Source organism: Acidovorax sp. GW460-11-11-14-LB4, assembly GCF_059423685.1.
On the sequence record NZ_JBWKYJ010000012.1, the window covers coordinates 1 to 20,708 of the forward strand.

Annotated in this window: 16 protein-coding genes; 1 reads left to right on the plus strand and 15 read right to left on the minus strand. The window is 63.8% G+C overall.

Going from position 1 to position 20,708, the window contains the following annotated elements; all coding sequences use genetic code 11:
- Window positions 1-672: 672 nt before the first annotated feature.
- The 15 genes from AC07X4_RS06970 to AC07X4_RS07040 all read right to left on the minus strand — a co-directional run bounded on the left by AC07X4_RS06970 (window position 673) and on the right by AC07X4_RS07040 (window position 16,974).
- Window positions 673-1,449 (minus strand): enoyl-CoA hydratase, encoded by a 777-nt coding sequence (locus AC07X4_RS06970; protein WP_010462523.1) that lies wholly within the window; start codon window positions 1,447-1,449, stop codon window positions 673-675.
- Between the two features lie 74 nt (window positions 1,450-1,523).
- Entirely contained in the window at window positions 1,524-2,396 is an 873-nt protein-coding gene (locus AC07X4_RS06975) for an acyl-CoA thioesterase (RefSeq protein WP_494739638.1), read from the minus strand.
- Between the two features lie 27 nt (window positions 2,397-2,423).
- Window positions 2,424-3,314, minus strand: coding sequence for an alpha/beta hydrolase family protein (locus AC07X4_RS06980; RefSeq protein WP_494739639.1), 891 nt, complete (start codon window positions 3,312-3,314; stop codon window positions 2,424-2,426).
- A 217-nt stretch (window positions 3,315-3,531) separates the two neighbouring features.
- Window positions 3,532-4,731: an acetyl-CoA C-acyltransferase gene (locus AC07X4_RS06985; protein WP_494739640.1), complete on the minus strand. Its 1,200-nt coding sequence runs from the start codon at window positions 4,729-4,731 to the stop codon at window positions 3,532-3,534.
- A 12-nt stretch (window positions 4,732-4,743) separates the two neighbouring features.
- Window positions 4,744-5,253, minus strand: a complete 510-nt coding sequence (locus AC07X4_RS06990; RefSeq protein ID WP_060984111.1) for a DUF4442 domain-containing protein — start codon at window positions 5,251-5,253, stop codon at window positions 4,744-4,746.
- Between the two features lie 31 nt (window positions 5,254-5,284).
- A complete protein-coding gene (locus AC07X4_RS06995; RefSeq protein WP_494739641.1) occupies window positions 5,285-7,687 on the minus strand; it encodes a 3-hydroxyacyl-CoA dehydrogenase/enoyl-CoA hydratase family protein in 2,403 nt (800 codons plus the stop codon).
- A gap of 67 nt (window positions 7,688-7,754) precedes the next feature.
- Window positions 7,755-8,192, minus strand: coding sequence for a DUF2147 domain-containing protein (locus AC07X4_RS07000; RefSeq protein ID WP_108499667.1), 438 nt, complete (start codon window positions 8,190-8,192; stop codon window positions 7,755-7,757).
- A gap of 45 nt (window positions 8,193-8,237) precedes the next feature.
- Window positions 8,238-10,034 (minus strand): acyl-CoA dehydrogenase C-terminal domain-containing protein, encoded by a 1,797-nt coding sequence (locus AC07X4_RS07005; RefSeq protein ID WP_116748879.1) that lies wholly within the window; start codon window positions 10,032-10,034, stop codon window positions 8,238-8,240.
- A gap of 4 nt (window positions 10,035-10,038) precedes the next feature.
- Window positions 10,039-10,767: a TetR/AcrR family transcriptional regulator gene (locus tag AC07X4_RS07010; protein WP_099731283.1), complete on the minus strand. Its 729-nt coding sequence runs from the start codon at window positions 10,765-10,767 to the stop codon at window positions 10,039-10,041.
- Window positions 10,768-10,916: 149 nt separating this feature from the next.
- Entirely contained in the window at window positions 10,917-11,579 is a 663-nt protein-coding gene (gene slmA / locus AC07X4_RS07015) for a nucleoid occlusion factor SlmA (protein WP_494739642.1), read from the minus strand.
- A 207-nt stretch (window positions 11,580-11,786) separates the two neighbouring features.
- Window positions 11,787-13,238 carry a sensor histidine kinase gene (locus AC07X4_RS07020; protein ID WP_494739643.1) on the minus strand — a complete coding sequence of 484 codons (1,452 nt, stop codon included), beginning with the start codon at window positions 13,236-13,238 and terminating at the stop codon, window positions 11,787-11,789.
- A 77-nt stretch (window positions 13,239-13,315) separates the two neighbouring features.
- Window positions 13,316-14,008 (minus strand): response regulator transcription factor, encoded by a 693-nt coding sequence (locus AC07X4_RS07025; protein WP_056059420.1) that lies wholly within the window; start codon window positions 14,006-14,008, stop codon window positions 13,316-13,318.
- Between the two features lie 17 nt (window positions 14,009-14,025).
- On the minus strand, window positions 14,026-14,916 hold the full coding sequence (gene argB, locus AC07X4_RS07030; RefSeq protein WP_056059422.1) for an acetylglutamate kinase: 891 nt from the start codon (window positions 14,914-14,916) through the stop codon (window positions 14,026-14,028).
- A gap of 76 nt (window positions 14,917-14,992) precedes the next feature.
- Window positions 14,993-16,096, minus strand: coding sequence for a glycosyltransferase family 4 protein (locus AC07X4_RS07035; RefSeq protein WP_056059425.1), 1,104 nt, complete (start codon window positions 16,094-16,096; stop codon window positions 14,993-14,995).
- A complete protein-coding gene (locus AC07X4_RS07040; protein ID WP_494739644.1) occupies window positions 16,093-16,974 on the minus strand; it encodes a glycosyltransferase family protein in 882 nt (293 codons plus the stop codon). Before AC07X4_RS07040 ends, AC07X4_RS07035 begins: the two co-directional genes overlap by 4 nt.
- On the opposite strand from AC07X4_RS07040, the gene AC07X4_RS07045 reads away from it, so the two are divergent.
- Entirely contained in the window at window positions 16,948-20,697 is a 3,750-nt protein-coding gene (locus AC07X4_RS07045) for a methyltransferase domain-containing protein (protein ID WP_494739645.1), read from the plus strand. The two genes, AC07X4_RS07040 and AC07X4_RS07045, sit on opposite strands and share 27 nt — an antisense overlap.
- The last annotated feature ends 11 nt before the right edge of the window (window positions 20,698-20,708 follow it).

The window sequence follows — 20,708 nt, forward strand, 5'->3', positions numbered from 1 at the left end:
AGGTTTGGCGGGGTCTCGCTCAACTCGCGCCGCTGCGCGTCGCTCAGACACACGCGAGCCCTGATCCGCCAAACCCTACGCTCCTCGGCGCATCCAAAGGGGCACGGGGGGCAGAACATCCACACGGGCCATCGCTGCGCTCGGCCCCACATCGCGGGCGCAAGCGCTTTGCGCCGCGCAGGCGCGGCCGAGCGCAGCAATGGCCCGAATGGATGTCCGGCTGTTCGGTTGTTTGGATGTTCGGCTGTCCCACCCCTGCTGGCTGCGCCTGCGGCGGGGCGGTTGTGGGGTGGCACGCGCGTCGCAGCGCGCGTGCTTCGTGCTCTGACTCGCCGTGGATGTCTGAACGAAGCTGCAACGCAGCGCAGTGAGTTCCACGGCGCACCCCGCAGCCGCCCCGCCGCAGGTTTGCCCCTTCGCACCGCGAAGGGGCCGCAGACAGTGGGGTCGCCTTTTCTTTGGTGACTTTCTTTCGGCGACGCGAAAGAAAGGAACTCGCACGCCGGGCGACTCCCGGCTCCCGCACTTCACACGGGCATGCAGTAGCCACCGCCAAAACAAGCTTCGGTAGGCCAACCCGAACGGATGGGGCGCGAACGAGCTATAAAAACAATAGCTTCCAGCGCTTTATTTACAAGCGCCAGTAGCCCAAAACACCTCAGAACTAGCGAATCAAACCGCGCTGAAATCTGGCTTTCTCTTTTCCATAAACGCCGAGAACGCTTCCCGCGCTGCAGGCTCACGCAACATGCGCCCAAAGCTCTCACCCTCTTCCGCCATCACCTCCAGCACCTTCGCCGTCTGCCCGCCCTTCATCAACCGCTTGGTTTCGATGAGCGACGACAACGGCTTGGCAGCCAGCTTCTTCGCTTGCGCCTGCGCCACCCCATTGCATTCGGTCGGCGGCACCACACGGTTCACCAGCCCCACCTCCAACGCCGCCTCGGCCATGAAAGGCTCGCCCAGCAGCAGCGCTTCCGCAGCGCGGTGGTACCCCAGCATCTGCGGCACCAGCAGGCTCGACGCCGCCTCGGGGCACAGGCCCAGATTCACGAACGGCATGGAGAACGCCGCGTTGTCGCCCGCATAGACCAGGTCGCAATGGAACAGCATCGTCGTGCCGATGCCCACGGCCGGGCCACACACCGAGGCGATCACGGGCTTGGGGAAGGTGGCGATGCCGCGCAGAAAACGGAACACGGGCGAGTCCTGCGTGGCAGGCGGCTGCTGCAGAAAGTCGCCGATGTCGTTGCCCGCGCTGAAGATCGCCACGTCGCCCTGGAACACCACCACGCGCACGCTGGCATCGGCCTTGGCGGCATCGAGCGCATCAGCCATAGCGGCGTACATGTCGCGCGTGATGGAGTTCTTCTTATCCACGCGGTTGAAGGTGATGGTGGTCACGCCTGCTTCGGTGTGGGCAAGGATGTCTTGGGTGGCTTCGGTCATGGTGGTGAAAGTTCCGGGTCGGATGGATTGGGACGAGAGGAATGCGGTACGGCACAGGGCAACAGGCCGACTTCCTATTCCTTGTAGTAAACGATCTGATGGCTGGTGGCCAGCATGGTGCCAGCCTCGTTCCACAGCTGCACGGTCTGGTCAAAGAAACCGTTGCGGAACTCCTGCCCGCGCGCCTGGCCGAGCAGGAAGCCAGTGCCCGTGGCCTGCAGCTGCTCTGCCGTGGCGTGGAAGTACACGGTGATCGACACCGTGCCCGCAGGCACCTGGCGCGCACGGCGCAGCCACACGCGGGGGAAGAACACATCAGCCAATCCGGACAGCGCCACGAAGTCGATCGGCCGCGGTGGTGTGTCGCGCATCCACAGCTGCGTCAGGCTGTGGTCGCCGCTGCCGTCCCAGGTGCGCGGGATGAAGCCAGCGATGGGGCGCATCTCGTAGCGGTTGAGCCATTCCACGGCGCCCAAGGGGGCGACGATGGCTTTTTGCTCTGCAGGTGGGGGCACCTGCGGCATGGGCACATCGCCCACGCTCCAGGTCTCGCGGCGCACGGCCGTGACGGCGGTGGCCGTGGTGGTAACCACCTGCGCGCCGTCGGCACCGGCCTGCAGAATCGACAGCGTCCAGTGCTGGGTGGAACGATTGGTGCGAACAGGAGTTGCCTGCACCGTGAACGCACCAGCGGTCAAAGCGCCCGCATAGTTGACAGTGAGCGACAGCGGATCGCCCAGCCGGTCGGGGTGCTGCAAGATGGCCTGCAGCAGCGTGGCAGCGGTGATGCCGCCAAACGGGCCGACCATGTTCCAGTAGCCGGGGTGGGTCTGCCCTTCGTACTGGCCCGTCGCAGCGGACGAAGCCGTCAGTTGCAGCGCCTCGTCCAGCGGGTGGGTAGCGGAGGACGAAGACGCAGACGAAGAAGTGGATGAAGAGGAAGTCATGCTGCAAGTGTGCCGCGAAACGACCGCTCAGGCCGTCGTACCGGAGACTTCGCCATGGGGCATTCCGCCACCGCCCAGTGCGGCCAGCGCAGCCGCTGCGCGCGGCCACAGGCTTTGGCGGAACTGGTCGCGAAAGAAACCAAAGTGCCCAATGCGCCGCACCTGCAGGTCGGCCGGTGTGATGCTCTCCACCCGGCGCTCGGTGTTGGCGTACAGGTTCACCAGGTTGTGCGTGCCACGCAAGGTCATCAGCTCGTCGTCCGCCATCGACAGCGCCAGCACCGGGAACCGCACCGCGCCATAACTCCGCGCCACCGCAGGCCCCTCGGCCCCCACGCTGTAAGCGGGGTCCAGACACCAGCGCCGCCACTGCAGGATCACCCCCGCAGGCAGATCGCCCACCTTCTTGAGCGTGCGCCCCGGAAAGTACCCGCACAGCCGCGTGGCCAGCGGCACCAGCACCCACCAGAAATACGGAACGATGCGCTTGAGCTGCGGCGCGTTGTCACGCCAGTAGCCGCTGCCTGCGGCCACGCTGAGCAGGCCCGCCACCTGTTCGGGCTTCTTGAGCAGCCCTGGCAATTGCGCGCCCAGGCTGTGGCCCAGTAAGTACAGCGGCTGCGCAGGCAACGCGGCCTTGGCGCCAGAGATCACCGCCTCATAGTCCTGCGCCCAATCAAACAGATCCGCCTTCACATCGCGCATCGCGCCCTGCAGCGAATCGCCATGGCCTCGGTAGTCGAACGTGGTGACCCGAAACCCCTGCTGCGCCATCCACAGCGCAAAGGCCTCGTAGAACGACTGCCGCACCCCCATCGCGCCGCCGATGACAACGCTGGCGCGCGGTGCGCCCTCAGGTTCGTAGACACGCAGCGCCAAAGACACTGCCCCGTTGACCTGCAAGGTTTGCTTGTTCATGTCTGTCTCCTTGGTTCGAAACCGATCTGCGCCGGCTTGAATGGAAAACACAACGGGCTGGTCTCGTACCCCAGCCTTCACACCCCGTCCTCCAGGGCGTAGCGAGCGGGATCAGCTGCTAGGCGGACGGAGCGCAGGAACCGGAACGTACTTCCTGTACGTGAGGATTCCGAGCACCGCCCAACGACGCAGATGACCCGCGCAGTAGCCAGCTAACTCAAAGAGCTTCGATGATGCCGGCGGCGCCTTGGCCGGTACCTACACACATCGTGACCATGCCGTACTTCAGCTTGTGCCGACGCAGCGCATGCACCACCGTCGCTGCGCGGATCGCACCCGTGGCCCCCAGCGGATGCCCCAGCGCAATCGCGCCGCCCATCGGGTTCACGTTCGCAGGGTTCAGACCCAGCGTATTGATCACCGCCAGCGACTGGGCCGCAAACGCCTCGTTCAACTCATACCAGCCAATGTCATCGCTCTTGAGACCCGCATAACGCAGGGCTGCCGGAATGGCTTCGATGGGCCCAATGCCCATGATCTCGGGCGGCACGCCGCGCGCTGCGTAGCTCACAAAACGCGCCAGGGGCGTCAGGCCAAACTGCTTCACGGCCTTTTCGCTTGCCACGATGAGGGCACCGGCGCCATCGCTGGTCTGCGAGCTGTTGCCCGCCGTGACACTGCCACGTGCCGCAAACACGGGCTTGAGCTTGGCCAGGCCTTCCAGAGATGTATCGGGGCGTGGGCCTTCGTCCAGGCTCACGGTGCGGCGCTTTTCCACCACTTCGCCGGTGGCGAGGTTGGGCGAACGGTCCACGATCTCGATGGGCGTGATTTCGTCGGTGAACTCACCGGCCTTTTGCGCCTTGATGGCACGCAGGTGGGACTCGAGGGCGAAGGCATCCTGCATTTCGCGGCTCACCTTCCACTGCTGGGCGACCTTTTCGGCCGTGAGGCCCATGCCGTAGGCAATGCCCACGTTTTCGTCCTTCGCAAAGATCTCGGCGTTGAACGAGGGCTTGTTGCCGCCCATGGGCACCAGGCTCATGGACTCGGCGCCGCCGGCGATCAGCACGTCGGCCTCGCCCACGCGGATGCGGTCAGCCGCCATCTGCAGCGCGGTGATGCCCGATGCGCAAAAGCGGTTCACGGTCACGCCGCCCACGGGGTGGTCAAACGCCAGGCCCATGGCGATGCGGGCCATGTTCATGCCCTGCTCGCCTTCGGGGAACGAGCAGCCGATGATGGCGTCTTCAATCGCCTTGGGGTCCAGCGTGGGCACCTGCAGCATGGCGCTCTTGATCGCGGCGACCAGCAGATCGTCGGGGCGGGTGTTCTTGAAATAGCCGCGGCCCGAGCGCCCGATGGGCGTGCGCGTGGCGGCGACGATGTAGGCGTCCTGGACTTGTTTTTGAGCCATGGTGAAACTCCTTCAATTCTTGGGGGGGCGGCTGGAAGGAACCCAGGCCCACGTAAATACACATTCGACCGGCTCCACACCGGCTTCGTCGGTGACGGTGACTTTCACCTGCACCTCGCCCTTGTCGCTGGCCAACATGGCGGCGCGCTGCTCGGCGGTGAGCGTGGCCACGGCCTTCAAGCCGCCCGTGGCGCGCTTCTTGAACGCCATGCTCAGCTCCTTGGCCAGCGGCAGGCAGTCGTCGCGCACGTTCATGCCCACGACCATGCCGGTGGCCGTTTCGGCCAGCAGGTTCATGGCCGAGGCGTGCACACCACCAATGTGGTTTTGCACACGGTGCTCGTTGGCAAGATGCACTTCGACCCGCTCAGGCGTGAGCGACACGAACTTCACCCCGGCCGTGCCGGTAAAGGGCACAGCCCGGCGCAAGATGATGTTCTGCACGAACCCGCGCATGAAGGCGGGGGCCTCGTCCAGGCGCATCAGCGAGCGCTGCAATTTGTTGGGGGCGTGTTCGCTCATGTCGGTCTACCGGTATCCATCGACGTCCGGATCAGTTGCGAACCGGCTTGCCGGTAGACAACATGCCCAGGATGCGCTCATGCGTCTTGGGCTGGGCGATCAGGTGGCAGAACACCTTGCGCTCCAGCGTGAGCAGGTATTCCTCGCTCACCATCGAGCCAGCATCCACATCGCCGCCACAGACCACTTCGGCGATCATGGCGCCGATCTTGAAGTCGTAGGCGCTGATGAAGCCGCCGTCGCGCATGTTCACCAGCTGGGCCTTGATGGTGGCCAGACCGCTGCGGCCGGCCACGGGGAACAGGCGCTTGTGCGGCGCACGCCAGCCGCTCGCGGCCATGGACTTGGCTTCGTTGATGGCGACGAACAACAGCTCATCCTTGTGGGGCACGATCACGTCGCTGTCCAGCAGGTAACCCAGCTTGCGCGACTCCAGAGCGCTGGTGCCCACCTTGGCCATGGCGGCGGCGGTGAAGCCTTCGGTCAGGAAAGGCAGGATGTCCTTGGATGTGGAAGCTGCCATGTTCTCGGCCGCGCGGCGGGCGATGTAGGTCAGGCCGCCGGCGCCGGGCACCAGGCCCACGCCCACTTCGACCAGGCCGATGTAGCTTTCCATGTGGGCCACGCGCTTGGCCGAATACACGGCCAGCTCACAGCCACCGCCCAGCGCCATGCCATGGATGGCTGCGACGACAGGCACCTGCGCATAGCGGATGCGCATCATCAGGTTTTGCAGCTCCTGCTCGATGCTTTCCACCGCATCGGCGCCGCCGACCATGAAGGCGGGCATCGTGGCTTCCAGGTCCGCACCCACGCTGAAAGGAGCGTCGCCGGACCAGATGACCATGCCTTGGTACTCAGACTCGGCCAGTTCCAGCGCTTCCATCAGCGCTTCCATCACCTCGGGGCTGATGGCGTGCATCTTGTTCTTGATGCTGGCGATGAGTACTTGGCCGTCCAGCGTCCAGGTGCGCAGCGCCTTCGATTCAGCAATCGTGGTGCCAGCGGTGCGCCAGTCGGGCAGGCTGGTTTCGCCCAACAGGGCCTCGGGGAAGATCTGGCGCTCGTACACGGGCAACTGGCGGCGGGGCACAAACTTGTTCTGCGATGCACTCCACGAACCTTGCGCGGTGTGCACGCCACCGGCGTCGGCCACGGGGCCCTTGAAGACCCACTCGGGCAGCGGTGCCTTGCACAGCGCTTTGCCAGCGTCGATGTCTTCCTGGATCATCTTCGCGACTTCGAGCCAACCGGCTTCCTGCCACAGCTCGAAGGGACCCTGCTTCATGCCGAAGCCCCAGCGCATGGCCTGGTCCACGTCGCGGGCGTTGTCGGCGATGGTGCCCAGGTGCACGGCGGCGTAGTGGAAGCTGTTGCGCAGGATGGCCCAGAGGAACTGGCCGGGCGCACCTTCGGCGTTGCGTAGCAGGCGCAGGCGCTCGGCAGCGGGCTTCTTGAGCATGCGCGCGTACACCTCGTCGGCCTTCTGGCCGGCGGGCACGTACTCTTCGCCTTCCAGCTCAAAGCGCATCACATCGCGGCCGACCTTCTTGAAGAAGCCTGCCTTGGTCTTCTGGCCCATGTTGCCCAGTTCCAGCAGCTTTTTCAGCACGGCGGGCGTGCCGAAGCTTTCGTAGAACGGATCGGTCTCGATGCTCAGGTTGTCCTGCAGCGTCTTGATGACGTGGGCCATGGTGTCCAGGCCCACCACGTCGGCGGTGCGGAAGGTGCCGCTGGATGCACGGCCCAGCTTCTTGCCCGTGAGGTCGTCCACCACGTCGTAGGTCAGGCCAAAGTTCTCGACCTCCTTCATGGTGGCCAGCATGCCGGCGATGCCGACGCGGTTGGCCACGAAGTTGGGCGTGTCGTGCGCGCGCACCACGCCCTTGCCCAGGCCGCTGGTCACAAAGGCTTCGAGCTGGTCCAGCACTTCTGGCTGGGTGGTGGGGGTGTTGATCAGCTCCACCAGCGTCATGTAGCGCGGGGGGTTGAAGAAGTGGATGCCGCAGAAACGGGGCTTGATGCTCTCGGGCAGCACTTCGCTCAATTTGGTGATCGACAGGCCCGAGGTGTTGGACGCCAGGATGGCGTGCTTGGCCACGTGGGGAGCAATCTTGGTGTACAGGTCGAGCTTCCAGTCCATGCGCTCGGCAATGGCCTCGATCACGAGGTCGCATTCCTTGAGCAGGTGCATGTGCTCTTCGTAGTTGGCCTGCTGGATCAGCGCTGCGTCATCGGCCACACCCAGGGGCGAGGGCTTGAGCTTTTTCAGGCCTTCGACGGCCTTGGTGACGATGCCGTTCTTGGGACCTTCCTTGGCGGGCAGGTCGAACAGCACCACGGGCACCTTCACGTTGACGAGGTGGGCGGCAATCTGCGCGCCCATCACGCCTGCGCCGAGTACGGCGACTTTTTTCACTTGGAATCGGGACATGGGTTGGGTTCCTGGTTGGGGCGTTGCGCAACACCGCATGGGGCGCGCAAGGCCACGGGAATGGGGTTTACTGGACGCGGATCCAGGTTTGCGTGCGGCCGAACGGGCCGATCGAGCCGCGCACTTCGAGCTTCTTGCCGCCCTCGACGGGGGTCATGCGCAGGGTGTAGTTGCGGCCGTTCTCGGGGTCGAGAATCTTGCCGCCTTCCCACACCTCTTTGCCGTCAGCCTTCTTGGCACCCCGGATGATCTCCAAGCCCAGGATGGGCTTGCCCTTGCGGTCATCCGAGCATTCGTCGCAGACCTCGTCGGGCTTGGCGTCTTTGGACAGGCGCTTTTCCAGCGCCCCGTTCAACACGCCGCCGCCGATGTCGCGGATGCGGATTTCGGCCTTGGCCTCGCCGGTCTTGTCGTCGATGTTGCGCCACAGGCCTTCGGGCGTCATCTGCGCCCAGGCCGGCAGCGCACCCGCTACCAAAACAATAGCTGCTACCGCTTTGAACATCTGCGCTCCCTGGCAAAAAGGCTTGAAATCCGCATCCGGCACCGATCAGGCCAGGGCCAGATCGGTGTCCATCAGCACCTTGCTGCCGGCACGGGCGGTGCGCATCAGCGTGGCGGTTTCGGGGAACAGCTTGGCGAAGTAGAAGCGCGCGGTCTGCAGCTTGGCGCCGTAGAACGGGTCGGTGTTGCCGGCGGCGATCTCGCGCAGGGCGACCTGGGCCATGCGGGCGAACAGGTAGCCGAACACCAGGTGGCCGGCCACGCGCAGATAGTCCACCGCAGCAGCGCCCACTTCGTCGGGGTTTTGCATGCCCTTGAAGCCGATCTCGGTGGTGAACTTGGTCATCTGGTCGCCCAGCATGGCCACGGGGTTGATGAACTCGGCCATGCGCTCGTTCACGCCTTCTTCTTCCACCAGCTGGCCAATCAGCTTGCCCAGCTTTTTCAGCGTGGCACCGTTGTTGCCCAGCACCTTGCGGCCCAGCAGGTCGAGCGACTGGATGGTGTTGGTGCCTTCATAGATCATGTTGATGCGGTTGTCCCGTACGTACTGTTCCATGCCCCATTCCTTGATGAAGCCGTGGCCGCCGAAGACCTGCATGCACGCGTTGGTGCTGATGTGGCCGTTGTCGGTGATGAAGGCCTTGACGATGGGAGTCAGCAGGGCCACGAGTTCTTCGGAATCCTTGCGCACCTTTTCATCGGGGTGGCTGTGCACCTTGTCCAGCAACAGCGTGCAGAAGATCTGCAGCGCGCGGCCACCTTCGGCGTAGGCCTTGGCGGTAAGCAGCATCTTGCGCACATCGGGGTGCACGATGATGGGGTCAGCATCCTTGTCCTTGGCCTTGGGGCCCGACAGGCTGCGCGACTGGATGCGGTCCTTGGCATAGGCCAGCGCGTTCTGGTAAGCCACTTCCGTCAGGCCCAGCGACTGGTTGCCCACACCCAGGCGGGCGGCGTTCATCATCACGAACATGGCAGCCAGGCCCTTGTTGGGCTGGCCCACCATGGTGCCGATGGCGCCGTCCAGTGCGATCTGCGCGGTGGCGTTGCCGTGGATGCCCATCTTGTGCTCCAGGCCCGTGCAGAAGATCGGGTTGCGCTCGCCCAGCGAGCCGTCGGCATTCACGTTGAACTTGGGCACCACAAACAGGCTGATGCCCTTGCTGCCCTTGGGCGCATCGGGCAGGCGGGCCAGCACTAGGTGAACGATGTTGGCGGCCATGTCGTGCTCGCCAGCGCTGATGAAGATCTTGTTGCCGGTGATCTTGTAGGTGCCGTCAGGCAGAGGCTCGGCCTTGGTGCGCATCAGGCCCAGGTCGGTACCGCAGTGGGGTTCGGTCAGGCACATGGTGCCGGTCCATTCGCCGCTGGTCAGCTTGGGCAGGTACAGGGCCTTCTGGGCGTCGGTGCCATGGGCGTGCAGGGCTTCGTAGGCGCCGTGCGACAGGCCGGGGTACATCGTCCATGCCTGGTTGGCCGAATTCAGCATCTCGTACAGGCACTGGTTCAGCACGAAGGGCAGGCCCTGGCCGCCATAGGTGGGGTCGCAGCTCAGCGCCGCCCAGCCACCTTCGACGTACTTGGCATAGGCGTCCTTGAAGCCGGTGGGGGTCTTCACTTCGTGCGTGGTCTTGTTCAGCACGCAGCCTTCGGTGTCGCCGCTGATGTTGAGCGGGAAGGCGACTTCGGCAGCAAACTTGCCGGCCTCTTCGATCACGGCATTGATGGTGTCCACATCCACTTCGGCGTGGGGTGGCATCGCCTTGAATTCATCACTGACCTTGAGCACTTCGTGCATGACGAATTGCATGTCGCGCAGGGGCGGCGTATAGGTAGGCATGGGTTTACTCCTTGGATGTGGTGGTTTGGTTGGAAACTTTGCGGCGCGCCACTGTGGGTGCCTTGGCTGCCGCTGTCGGCGCGCTGTAGCGCGCCAGAATGTTGTGAAAGCCCACGACGGCCCGGTCGATGGAGCCCGGGGTCTGCAGGAACCGCGCCTCGTAGTGCAGCGCGAGGATCAGGCCGTGGATCTCGAAGAGCATCTGCTCTTCCTTGGTGTCGGCACGCAGCTCGCCCAGTTCCTTGCACTGCTCGATGGCGCGGCGCATGGCGGCATGCCAGGTCAGCACCGAACTGGCCAGCGCATCGCGCACGGGGCCGGTACGGTCATCGAACTCGACCGCGCCGCTGATGTAAATGCAGCCCGAGTCGATTTCGATGGAGGTGCGCTTCATCCAGTTGTCGAACAGCGCCGACAAACGCGCCACGCCACGGGGGGCGGACATGGCGGGGTAGAACACTTCCTGCTCGAAGCGGGTGTGGTATTCGCGGATGACGGAGATCTGCAGCTCTTCGCGGGAGCCAAAGTGGGCGAAAACGCCCGACTTGCTCATGCCGGTGACGTCTGCCAGCGCCCCGATGGACAGGCCTTCCAGCCCGATGTGCGTGGCCAAGCCCAGCGCGGCCTCGACGATGGCCGCCTTGGTCTGCTGGCCTTTTTGCAAGGCACGGCCGGTACCACTGCGAGCGCGCGGGATGCGGGTGACCTGGCGGGATTCGGGGATGGAGGACATGGGCACGAATAAAAACGAACGTTCGTTCTATTCTGCAGCAAATTCCCTGCAGCCCCCAAGCCCCCGGAAAAAATAGGGAGACCCATCCAAACCACCCGTTGCAGCCGCGCCACCCCCGCCGTGATGCGCCGCCTCAACAGCGCGGACCGCTACAACATCAGCGCAAGGCTGGCTTCCAGGTGCTCGGTGGGCAGGCGCCGAAACCCCGAGCGGGCGTAGCACTGCAGGCGCCCGACCACAAAGGCCGTCAACACGCTGGCCGCCACCTGGGCATCGACTGTGGGCGTGCTGGATGCGGCGGTGCTAGCACGCAGACACTGGCGCAGGGTGGATTCGATGCGGTCAAAGAACTGGTTCATGCGCTGCTGCAAGCGCTCGTGCTCGAACACCAGTGCGTCGCCCACCATGACCCGCACCATGCCCGGGTTGCGCTCGCCAAACTGCAGCACCAGCGCCACGATGCGCGCCGCCTGGCGAGCGCCCACGTCGGCAGGCTGTGTGGGGTCAGGCACGTCGCGCCCCGTGATCTGCTGCACCAGTGTGAACACCGACTGCTCGATGAAATCGATCAAGCCCTCGAACATTTGCGCCTTGCTGGCGAAATGGCGGTACAGCGCCGCCTCGCTGACCGACAGGCGCGCGGCCAGCGCGGCAGTGGTGATGCGCTCGGCCCCAGGCTGCTCCAGCATGGCGGCCAGGGCCTGTAGGATCTGGACGCGCCGTTCCCCGGGCTTGGGCCGCTTGCGTGCAGCCGCAACATCACCCGCGTCGGCGGTACTGGCAGGCTCGGGGAGGGGCGAGATTTCAGACATGCAGGACAGGGACTCCGGTGGGGCCCTGCTCCCGGTGCCCATGCCACGGGGCATGGTCGGATCACGGCAGGGCGTGGATCACGATGTCACATCTTGCTGCAGCCAGGAGGGGCCGGGCCGCCACCTGTTTGCACAAGTCAATCGTGTGTGGAAATGATTCTCGCACAGGCCCCTTGTCGGTCCGGACGGCCCGGGGACCTCGCACGACTACAGCGGAAACACCACCGTCACCAGCAGCCCGCACCCCTGGGGGCCCGTGCCCAGCGTCAGTGCGGCACGGTGTACCCGGGCAATCTCGTCCGCAATGGCCAGGCCCAGGCCCGTGCCCTCGCCTCCCGCGCCGGGCACGCGGTAGAACCGCTGCAACACGCGGGTACGCTCAGACTCCGGCACGCCAGGACCGTCGTCCTCCACCTCCACGTAGGGCCGGGGCGGGCCCGCGCGCCCCTGGCGCAGTCCGCAGCGGATGGTCACCACGCCCCCCGCAGGTGTGTATTTGATGGCGTTGTCCACCAGGTTGGACAGCAGCTCGCGCAGCAGCCAGCCATGGCCTGTCACATGCACCAGCTGGACATCGAGCCCGAGGTCCAGGCCCTTGCCGGTGGCTGCGTCCAAAAATGTTTCCAGCAGCGACTCGCACAGATCCTTGAGGTCCACCCGCTGCGGCGGCTGAGCGTCCAGGCTGCGGGCGTCCGCGCGAGACAACGCCAGCAGCTGGTGCGCCAGCTGAGAGGTGCGGCGCGTGGCGTTGCGCAGCTTCTCGATCTGATCCGCTCCCAAAACAATAGCGCCTTGTGCACGATCTTCATGCGCTAGCGGCATTTTCCGGTCGAAATCCGGGAAAGACGTGCGTGGCGGCGCTGCCGCCTTGGCCATCATGGCCCAGGCCTCCACCTGGGCCTGCAAGCCCGCCAGCGGCGTGCGCAACTGGTGCGCCGCGTCGGCCACAAATCGCCGCTGCCCTTCGGCCTGTGCGTTGACCAGCGCAAACAGGCGGTTGAGCGAGTGCACCAGGGGCCGCACCTCGTCGGGCGAGGCGGCCTCGTCGATGGGACTGAGATCGCGGGGAGAGCGGCGCTCCACCGCCTCCGCAAGCCCCACAAGGGGTTTGAAGGCCTGCCGCACCGCCCAATGGATCGCAAAACCCGCGGCAATCAGCAATACGAGGTTGGGCAACAACACCCTCAGGAGCAGTTGCTGCGCCCATTTCTGGCGAGGGTCCGATCCGTCGGCCAGGGCCACGACCAGTTCGCCCGCCCCCGTGCGCCCGCGTTGCGCCGCCACCCGGTACGTCACGCCGCCGAACTCCACGCTGTGGAACTCCGGGGCCTGTGTGGTGGGCACGGCGCCGTGTACCCAGCCCTCTCCGAGCAACAGGCGCCCCGAGGTATCGCGCACGCTATAGGCCGCAAAGCCCGCGTTCTGGCGCAAAAACTCTTCGATGGGCGGCGCCAGCAGCAGCAGCGGTGGGTCGTTGTCGTGGATGGGCGGCGCCAGCACCGAATCGGCCAGCGCGGGCAGCAGCCGCACCAGACGCTGGTCGTGCTGGCCAGCTGCCTCATCGGCCGACCGGTAGTCCAGCCAGACCCCTGCCAGCACCAGCACACACAGGGGCAGTACCAGCATCAGCAGTAGCCGGGTGCGCAAGTCCGATGTCATGGCCCGCAGGCCGGGCCGCCGGGAGGAGTTTTTCCAAAGCATGGCGAGGCGGCGAACTGGGCGTGGAAAATTCCTGCTCAGGTTGCCTGCAGTTCAAGCCGGTAGCCAAAGCCCCGTATGGACCGCAGCGCCACACCGTGGGGTTCCAGCTTGCCCCGCAGGCGCGAGACATACACCTCCACCGCGTTGGGGGTGATCTCCTTGTCCCACCCGGTCAGTGCCTGCAGCAGCTTGTCTTTGCTAGCAGGCTTGGGGGCGTTGATGAGCAGGTATTCGAGCACCGTCCACTCGCGCGGGCCCAGTTCGATGACCTGCTCTCCAGCCGGTGTGCGCATGCTGGCCCGGCGCCCGGCCGTGTCCAGCTCCAGCGGGCCAAAACTCAGCACGGCCGTGGTCGCGGCCTGTGAACGGCGCAACAGCGCACGCAGGCGCGCCAGCAGCTCGGGCAGCTCGAACGGCTTGACCATGTAGTCATCCGCCCCCAGATCCAGCCCCTGTACCCGGTCATGCAGCGCGTCACGCGCCGTCAGGATCAAAACTGGCATCGCGGGGCTTGCCATGTCTGGGCGGCGCAGGCGGCGTGTCAGCTCCAGGCCGTCCATGGCGGGCAGCCCGATGTCGATGATGGCTGCATCAAACGACTCGGCGCGCAGCACCTCTTCGGCCCGCTCGCCACTGCCCACCCAGTCCACCGCATAACCCGCATCGGTGAGCCCCAGCTTGATGCCGCTGGCCACCATCACATCGTCTTCGACCAACAGCAGACGCATGGAGACCTCACGCGGGGTCAGTGAGACCGGATCATGGTGCCGTAGGCCTGGTCAGTCAGGATCTCCAGCAGCATGGCATGGGGCACACGCCCGTCAATGATGTGCACCGCATTTACACCCGCCTTGGCGGCATCCAGCGCACCGGCAATCTTGGGCAGCATGCCGCCCGAGATGGTGCCGTCGGCAAACAGCTCGTCGATGCGGCGGGCTGTCAGGTCGGTCAACAGGTTGCCGGCCTTGTCGAGCACACCGGGGGTGTTGGTCAGCAGCATCAGTTTTTCAGCCTGCAACACCGTGGCCAGCTTGCTGGCCACCACATCCGCATTGATGTTGTAGCTTTCGTTGTTCTCGCCAAAGCCAATCGGGCTGATGACGGGAATGAACGCATCGTCTTGCAGCGCCTTCACCACGCTGGGGTCGATGGAAACGATGTCACCCACCTGGCCCACGTCGTGTTCGATGGTGGGATCCTTGCTGTCCACCATCTTGAGCTTTTGTGCGCGAATCATGCCGCCGTCACGGCCGGTCAAGCCCACGGCCTTGCCACCGGCCTGGTTGATCAGTCCCACGATGTCCTGCTGCACCTCGCCGGCCAGCACCCATTCGACCACTTCCATGGTCTCGGCATCGGTGACACGCATGCCCTGGATGAACTCGCCCTTCTTGCCCAGTCGGTTGAGCGCGGTTTCGATTTGCGGGCCGCCACCGTGCACCACCACCGGGTTCATGCCCACCAGCTTGAGCAGCACCACGTCCTCGGCAAAGTCGGCCTGCAGGGCCGGGTCCGTCATGGCGTTGCCGCCGTACTTGATCACCATGGTCTTGCCATGGAACTTGCGGATGTAAGGCAGCGCCTGGGCCAGGATTTCAGCCTTGTCGCGTGGGGCAATCGAAAGAAGGTCGGTCATGGGGGCGTGCCATCCGGAGAAAACTGTGAGGCGCAAATTGTGCCGCATTCGCCAGGCGCGCGAACACAAGAAGGCTTCAGTGGCGCAGCCAGTTCGGCACTTTGAACCGCACGATGGCCAGATACGCCATGACATAGCTGACCACAAAAAGCCCACAAAACGCCATGAGCAGGGGCGTGTTGTTCCAGAACAGCACTGCAGGCACCACCGTCAGAAGCGTAAAACCCCACAGATAGGGCGACGTACGGTTGTTGCGCATCAGCACCCGGCGGGACTCATCATCGTGAAACACCCCACGAACAATGCGGCGGTAGATGAGCTGGTGAAAATGCAGCGCATCGGCCACGCCCGGTGAAACGCCCCGCACCGCCTTGCGGTAAATGGAGAAAATCGTCTCCCACACCGGGTAGATCAGCAGGAGCATCGGGAACCAAGGCGATACGTCCGCATTGCGCTGCACCAGCGAGATGCTGGCCATGGCAATCACCACGCCCCACACATAGGCCCCCCCATCTCCGGCAAACAACATGCCGCGCGGATAGTTCCAGACCAAAAAACCGCCTGTGGCTGCAGCAGTGGATACCAGCAGCGCAGCCAGCGCCCGGTCACCCACCTGCAGCGCCACGTGCGCCAAAGCGAGGCACACGATCAAGGCAACCATTCCCGCCAGCCCGTTGTAGCCGTCGATGATATTGAAGGCATGGGGCAGGCCTGCGACTGCAAGCACTACTATGGCGATGCCAAGCCAGGGGGCAGCAACCAGGACAGCATCAAGCCAGGGCCAGCCCAGGCGTGGCAGATTGATACCCAAAAGCCATACCGCCAATGCGCCAGATGCCCCGGTCAAAGTGAGGCGGTAACGCACTGAAAGGCGCTGGGTAAGGTCTTCCGCAATGCCACCGATCACTGCCGGAAGCACGACCACCAGCCAGCCCGCCACCCAAAAGTCGAGCCGGAGAGAGCCTGGGTCGCCCCAATAGACGGACTGCAGTACGCCCAACGCCCACCCTACGGACGTACCCATCACCAACGCTGCGCCGCCCAATCGAGGAACATGTCCGAGGTGAAAGCGCTGGGGCATCGAATCGCTGTACACCGCCGCATGCTCCCGCCCCCATCTCACAATGAGCCCTGCAGCCAGCGCCGCAACCAAAAAGCCAACCACAGACAACCAAATCATGGAGCGCCGATGGTACCGTTGTCGGCAGACGCCGAGGTTAGCAACTGTAGCGCTCGGGCATAGACCGGCGAATTCCACAATCGCCATAGACTTTGGATGTGCCAGCCCAAATGCTTCAGGCTACGCGAACTGGCACGCTGCCCGGCGTGAATGACTTGAACCGGCGCCTTGGCCAAATGCAGCCCACGTAACCGCAACCTCAGGCAAAGGTCCACATCTTCGCAGTACATGAAATAGCGCTCATCGAACCCGCCCAAGGAGCGCCAAACGGCAGAAGGCAAAACCATGCAGGCGGCATTTACCCAATCCACCCGTATCTCCTGGCGGCCCATAAGCCTGCGGCGCAAAAGCGCAACGGGAGAGGGAACTTCGCGCTCACTGCCCTGTACCCGCCCCTCTGGATCGATCTGAACAGGATACGCACAACCGATGTTCGGCGCACTGCACGCTGAAACCAGCACTTGGAAGGGATCCTCGTGGCCTACCAGCATCACGTCGGGGTTGAGAACGCACACAAACGCCTCAGTGACTGTGGCCAAAGCCCGATTGTGATTGGCGCCGAACCCGAGGGGTGCCTCATTGACTACACGCAACAATTCAAATGGCCAGCCCCCCGCCGGAGGAACGGGCTCCGGCTCTGGCAGGTTCTGCGTCAGCACCACGCGGGATATGGAGGCTGCCGAAACCCGGGCCAACTGCAGCAACAGAGCATGGACCATGTCGCCATGTCCGTGACTGACCACAGAGACCACCAAACCAGGCTGAAACAAAGGCTGAATGACTGACATCGACCGGTATTGTCCCCTGCGCAGCGTGCGAAGTCGCCGTATCTGGCCCGTCATAATCGCCGGATGACGAATTCTATTGACGATCTGCACGTGTATTTGCGCTCCATCGCAGACGGGGAGCGCACTTCGCTGTCGGTCCTGGCCGGCCTGATCAGGCGCGGCGCCTGCGTGCTGGATCTGGGGTGTGGCAGCGGAGCTCTTGGGCAATATCTCAAGGAAACCCGCGATTGCACGACGGATGGTGTTACCCTCAGTCAAGCAGAGGCTGCGCATGCCCAACCCCACTATCGACAGGTGGAGGTGGCCGACCTAGAGACAGCCGACTTGCTCAGCATGTTCGGTACCAAGCAATATGACTACATCGTTTGCGCCGATGTTCTGGAACACCTCAAGCGGCCAGAGTCTGTTTTGCAGATGTGCCGCGAACTCCTAACGCCAGAAGGCCGATTACTCATATCGGTGCCCAATGCCGCTTACAGCGGGCTTCTGGCTGAATTGCTGGAAGGGGAGTTCCGCTACCGAGAGGAAGGCCTGCTCGATCGCACCCACCTGCGATTCTTCACGCGCCGCTCGCTAGTGAGGTTTCTGTCCGAACAGCGCTGGGATCTGGACGCTGTCGATACCATCACTAGGCAATTGCCCGACTCGGAATTTCAGGTGGCCTTTGATCGCCTGCCACCCAATGTCGCCCGCTACCTGCTCGGCATTCCCGATGCCCTGACCTACCAGTTCATAGGCGTTGCACGGCCTGTGACCTATGTGCCGATCGCCGAACACGCTCCCGCTGACCTTGATGCTGCAAACGCACTCTTCACCGCACAGTTGTATATAGGGCGACATGATGGCTATGCGGAAAGTGACAAGCTCAGCGCCACCGGCGTCATTGGCTCCGAGCATCAAACCGTAAGCTTTCAAATACCCGCGGTTGGCGAGGCCATCACACGGCTCAGACTCGACCCAGCAGACCGAGCTGGTTTTTTGCACTTGTACGGCATCACCCTGCGCAACGAGCAAGGCGATGCACTTTGGCAGTGGTCGGCAGACACCTCCAGCCGCACCTTGCTGGCGTCCACCCCCCACAGCCAAATTGCCTGGCAAGCCCCTATGCCACCAGCGTCCGGCGCAAGCTTGCTACTTCTCACCGGCACTGACCCCTGGCTGGAGCTGCCCATCCCCGCCGAGGCTTTTACGTCTGCCAGCCTCTCGGGCGCGCGGCTGGACGTTGAACTGGGCTGGCCCATGTCTGCCGACTATCTGGCGCTGTCCAGTACGGTAAAACCGCTGGGAGACCGCATCGACCTACTGGAGAGCCGTGCACGTGATGCACAGAGCCGGATAGAGCAACAGCAGAACCAACTACAGGCGGTGAGTGGCAGAGCCAGCCTTCTAGAAGAATGCAATAAGGCACTTGCACAGCAACGCGCCACGTGGCAGCAGGAAGCTACTCGCCTGAACAAGGACTACCAAGCACTGGCCGACCACCTCAAGACCATAGAAAACTCCACCGTGTTCAGAGCCACCCGCCCCCTGGTCCACGCCAAGATGCACATTGATCGATTGCTGGGCCGCGTCCCGGCAACCGTGCAACCCGCAAAGCCTGCACCCGTGCCACTGGCGCCAAGCACTCATCCTGTAGACGTTATCGTGCCCGTATACCGAGGGCTGGCCGATACACAACTGTGTATCGATTCAGCCCTGGCAAGCCAATGCGAAACGCCTTGGCGCCTGATCGTCATCAACGACGCCAGCCCGGAACCAGAAGTCACCGAATGGCTGCGGGAACGTGCACAGCAAGACAGCCGCATCACGCTGCTGGAAAACCCGGAAAATCTGGGCTTTGTAGGAACGGTGAACCGAGGCATGTCGCTGAGCGACAGCCACGATGTATTGCTACTCAACAGCGATACTGAGGTCGCCAATGATTGGCTCGACCGTATTCGCCGCGCAGCCTACGGAGACCAGAAGGTAGGCTCGGTTACGCCGTTTTCCAACAACGCCACGATCTGCAGCTACCCTCGTTTTTGCAAGGACAACGCATTGCCGCCGGACTACGACACGGCACGGCTGGACGCACTGTGTGCGCAAACCAATCCGGGCGCCGTGGTGGACGTGCCCACCGGTGTAGGGTTTTGTATGTACATCCGCCGCGACTGCCTGCAGCAGGTGGGACTGTTTGACACAGAGAACTTCGGCAAGGGTTACGGCGAAGAAAACGACTTCTGCCAACGTGCGGCAAAGGCGGGCTGGCGCAATCTCCATCTGTTAGACACCTTTGTGCTGCACACCGGTGGCGTGAGCTTTGGCGACAGCAAAAGCCCGCGCGAGCGGGCCGCCATGGAAACCCTGCGACGCCTGCACCCCCGCTACGAGCGAGAGGTCATGGCATTTGTGCAGGCAGATCCGGCGCAACCCTATCGCCTCGCGCTGGATATGGCACGCATACAGCGGGCTCAACGCCCCGTCGTGCTGGCTGTGCTGCACGACAGGGCGGGCGGCACCCTTCGCCATGTGCGCGAACTCGCGCAACATTTGAGTGACCAAGCGACCTTCCTCACACTCACGCCCGCACCAGACCAGCGCGTACGCCTGGAACTGGCTGGCAAGGATGAAGGCTTTGAACTCTTGTTCCGGCTCTCCGACCAGTTCGCAGACCTCGTTCAGGTGCTCAGTATCTTGGGTGTGCGGCATATCCACTACCACCATATCCTTGGCCATGATCCGCTGGTTCTGGACCTGCCAGCACAGTTGGGGGTGGACTATGACTTCACCGCGCACGACTACTACAGCTATTGCGCTCACATCTCCCTGACGGGCAGCGACAACCGATTTGCTGGGGAACCCGCCCCTGGGCAATGCGCTTGTTGCTCCCCGCATGACCCCGCCCCCATGGGCAACGGCACGGTGGCGGACTGGCGACACCGCAACCGTCACTTTTTGACTAGCGCTCGCCTGGTTATCGCCCCCAGCGCAGACACTGCACGGCGCATCGCTGCATTTGCCCCCAGTGCGCGTGTGCGGGCCATTCCCCACACGGACATGGCCACGCCTGGCAGCAAGGGAACGCCACTGCCGCAGGCCAAAAATTTGCCCCCGGACGCACCACTCAAAGTGGTGGTCCTCGGCGCACTCAGTGCCATCAAGGGTGCTGACGTGCTTGAAGCGGCGGCCCAGGAAGCCGCCAGAACAGGTGCGCCTGTGGAGTTCCATCTGCTCGGCTATGGCTACCGCCACCTGCAAACCCAGCCACGCGCACGGCTTACCGTACATGGCGCCTACCAGGACGAGGACTTGCCGGGACTGCTGGCTTGGCTGCAACCCGACATAGTCTGGTTCCCCGCCCTCTGGCCTGAGACCTACAGCTATACGCTCAGCGCCGCTTTGCAGGCAGGCTTGCCGGTGGCCGTTCCGGACATCGGCGCATTTGCAGAACGCATTGTTGGCAGGCCTTGGAGCTGGGTATGTCCGTGGGACCAGGAAGGAAAGCAATGGGTCCGCTTTTTCACAGCTTTGCGTGCCGAGCATTTCGTGCCTGGCTTGCCGCCAGCACCCACGTTCGCCCAACCTGTACCTGATAGCAGCGCGCCCTGGACATACCAGCACGACTATTTGATGGGCATGTCGGCCAAAGCAGACGCGCAGCCACCATTGGCTGCCGCGTTGCTAGCCCAATACCTGGCACCCAGGGGCGCGTCAGCACGTTCTGAGGCGCTGAACGCACTCGCTTACCTGCGTTCGCTCCCTCTGCTGCGCACTGCAGCCCGCCGTATTCCTGCGCACTGGCAGCGTCGAATCAAGAATTGGCTGCAAAAGTAAATTACTTCAAT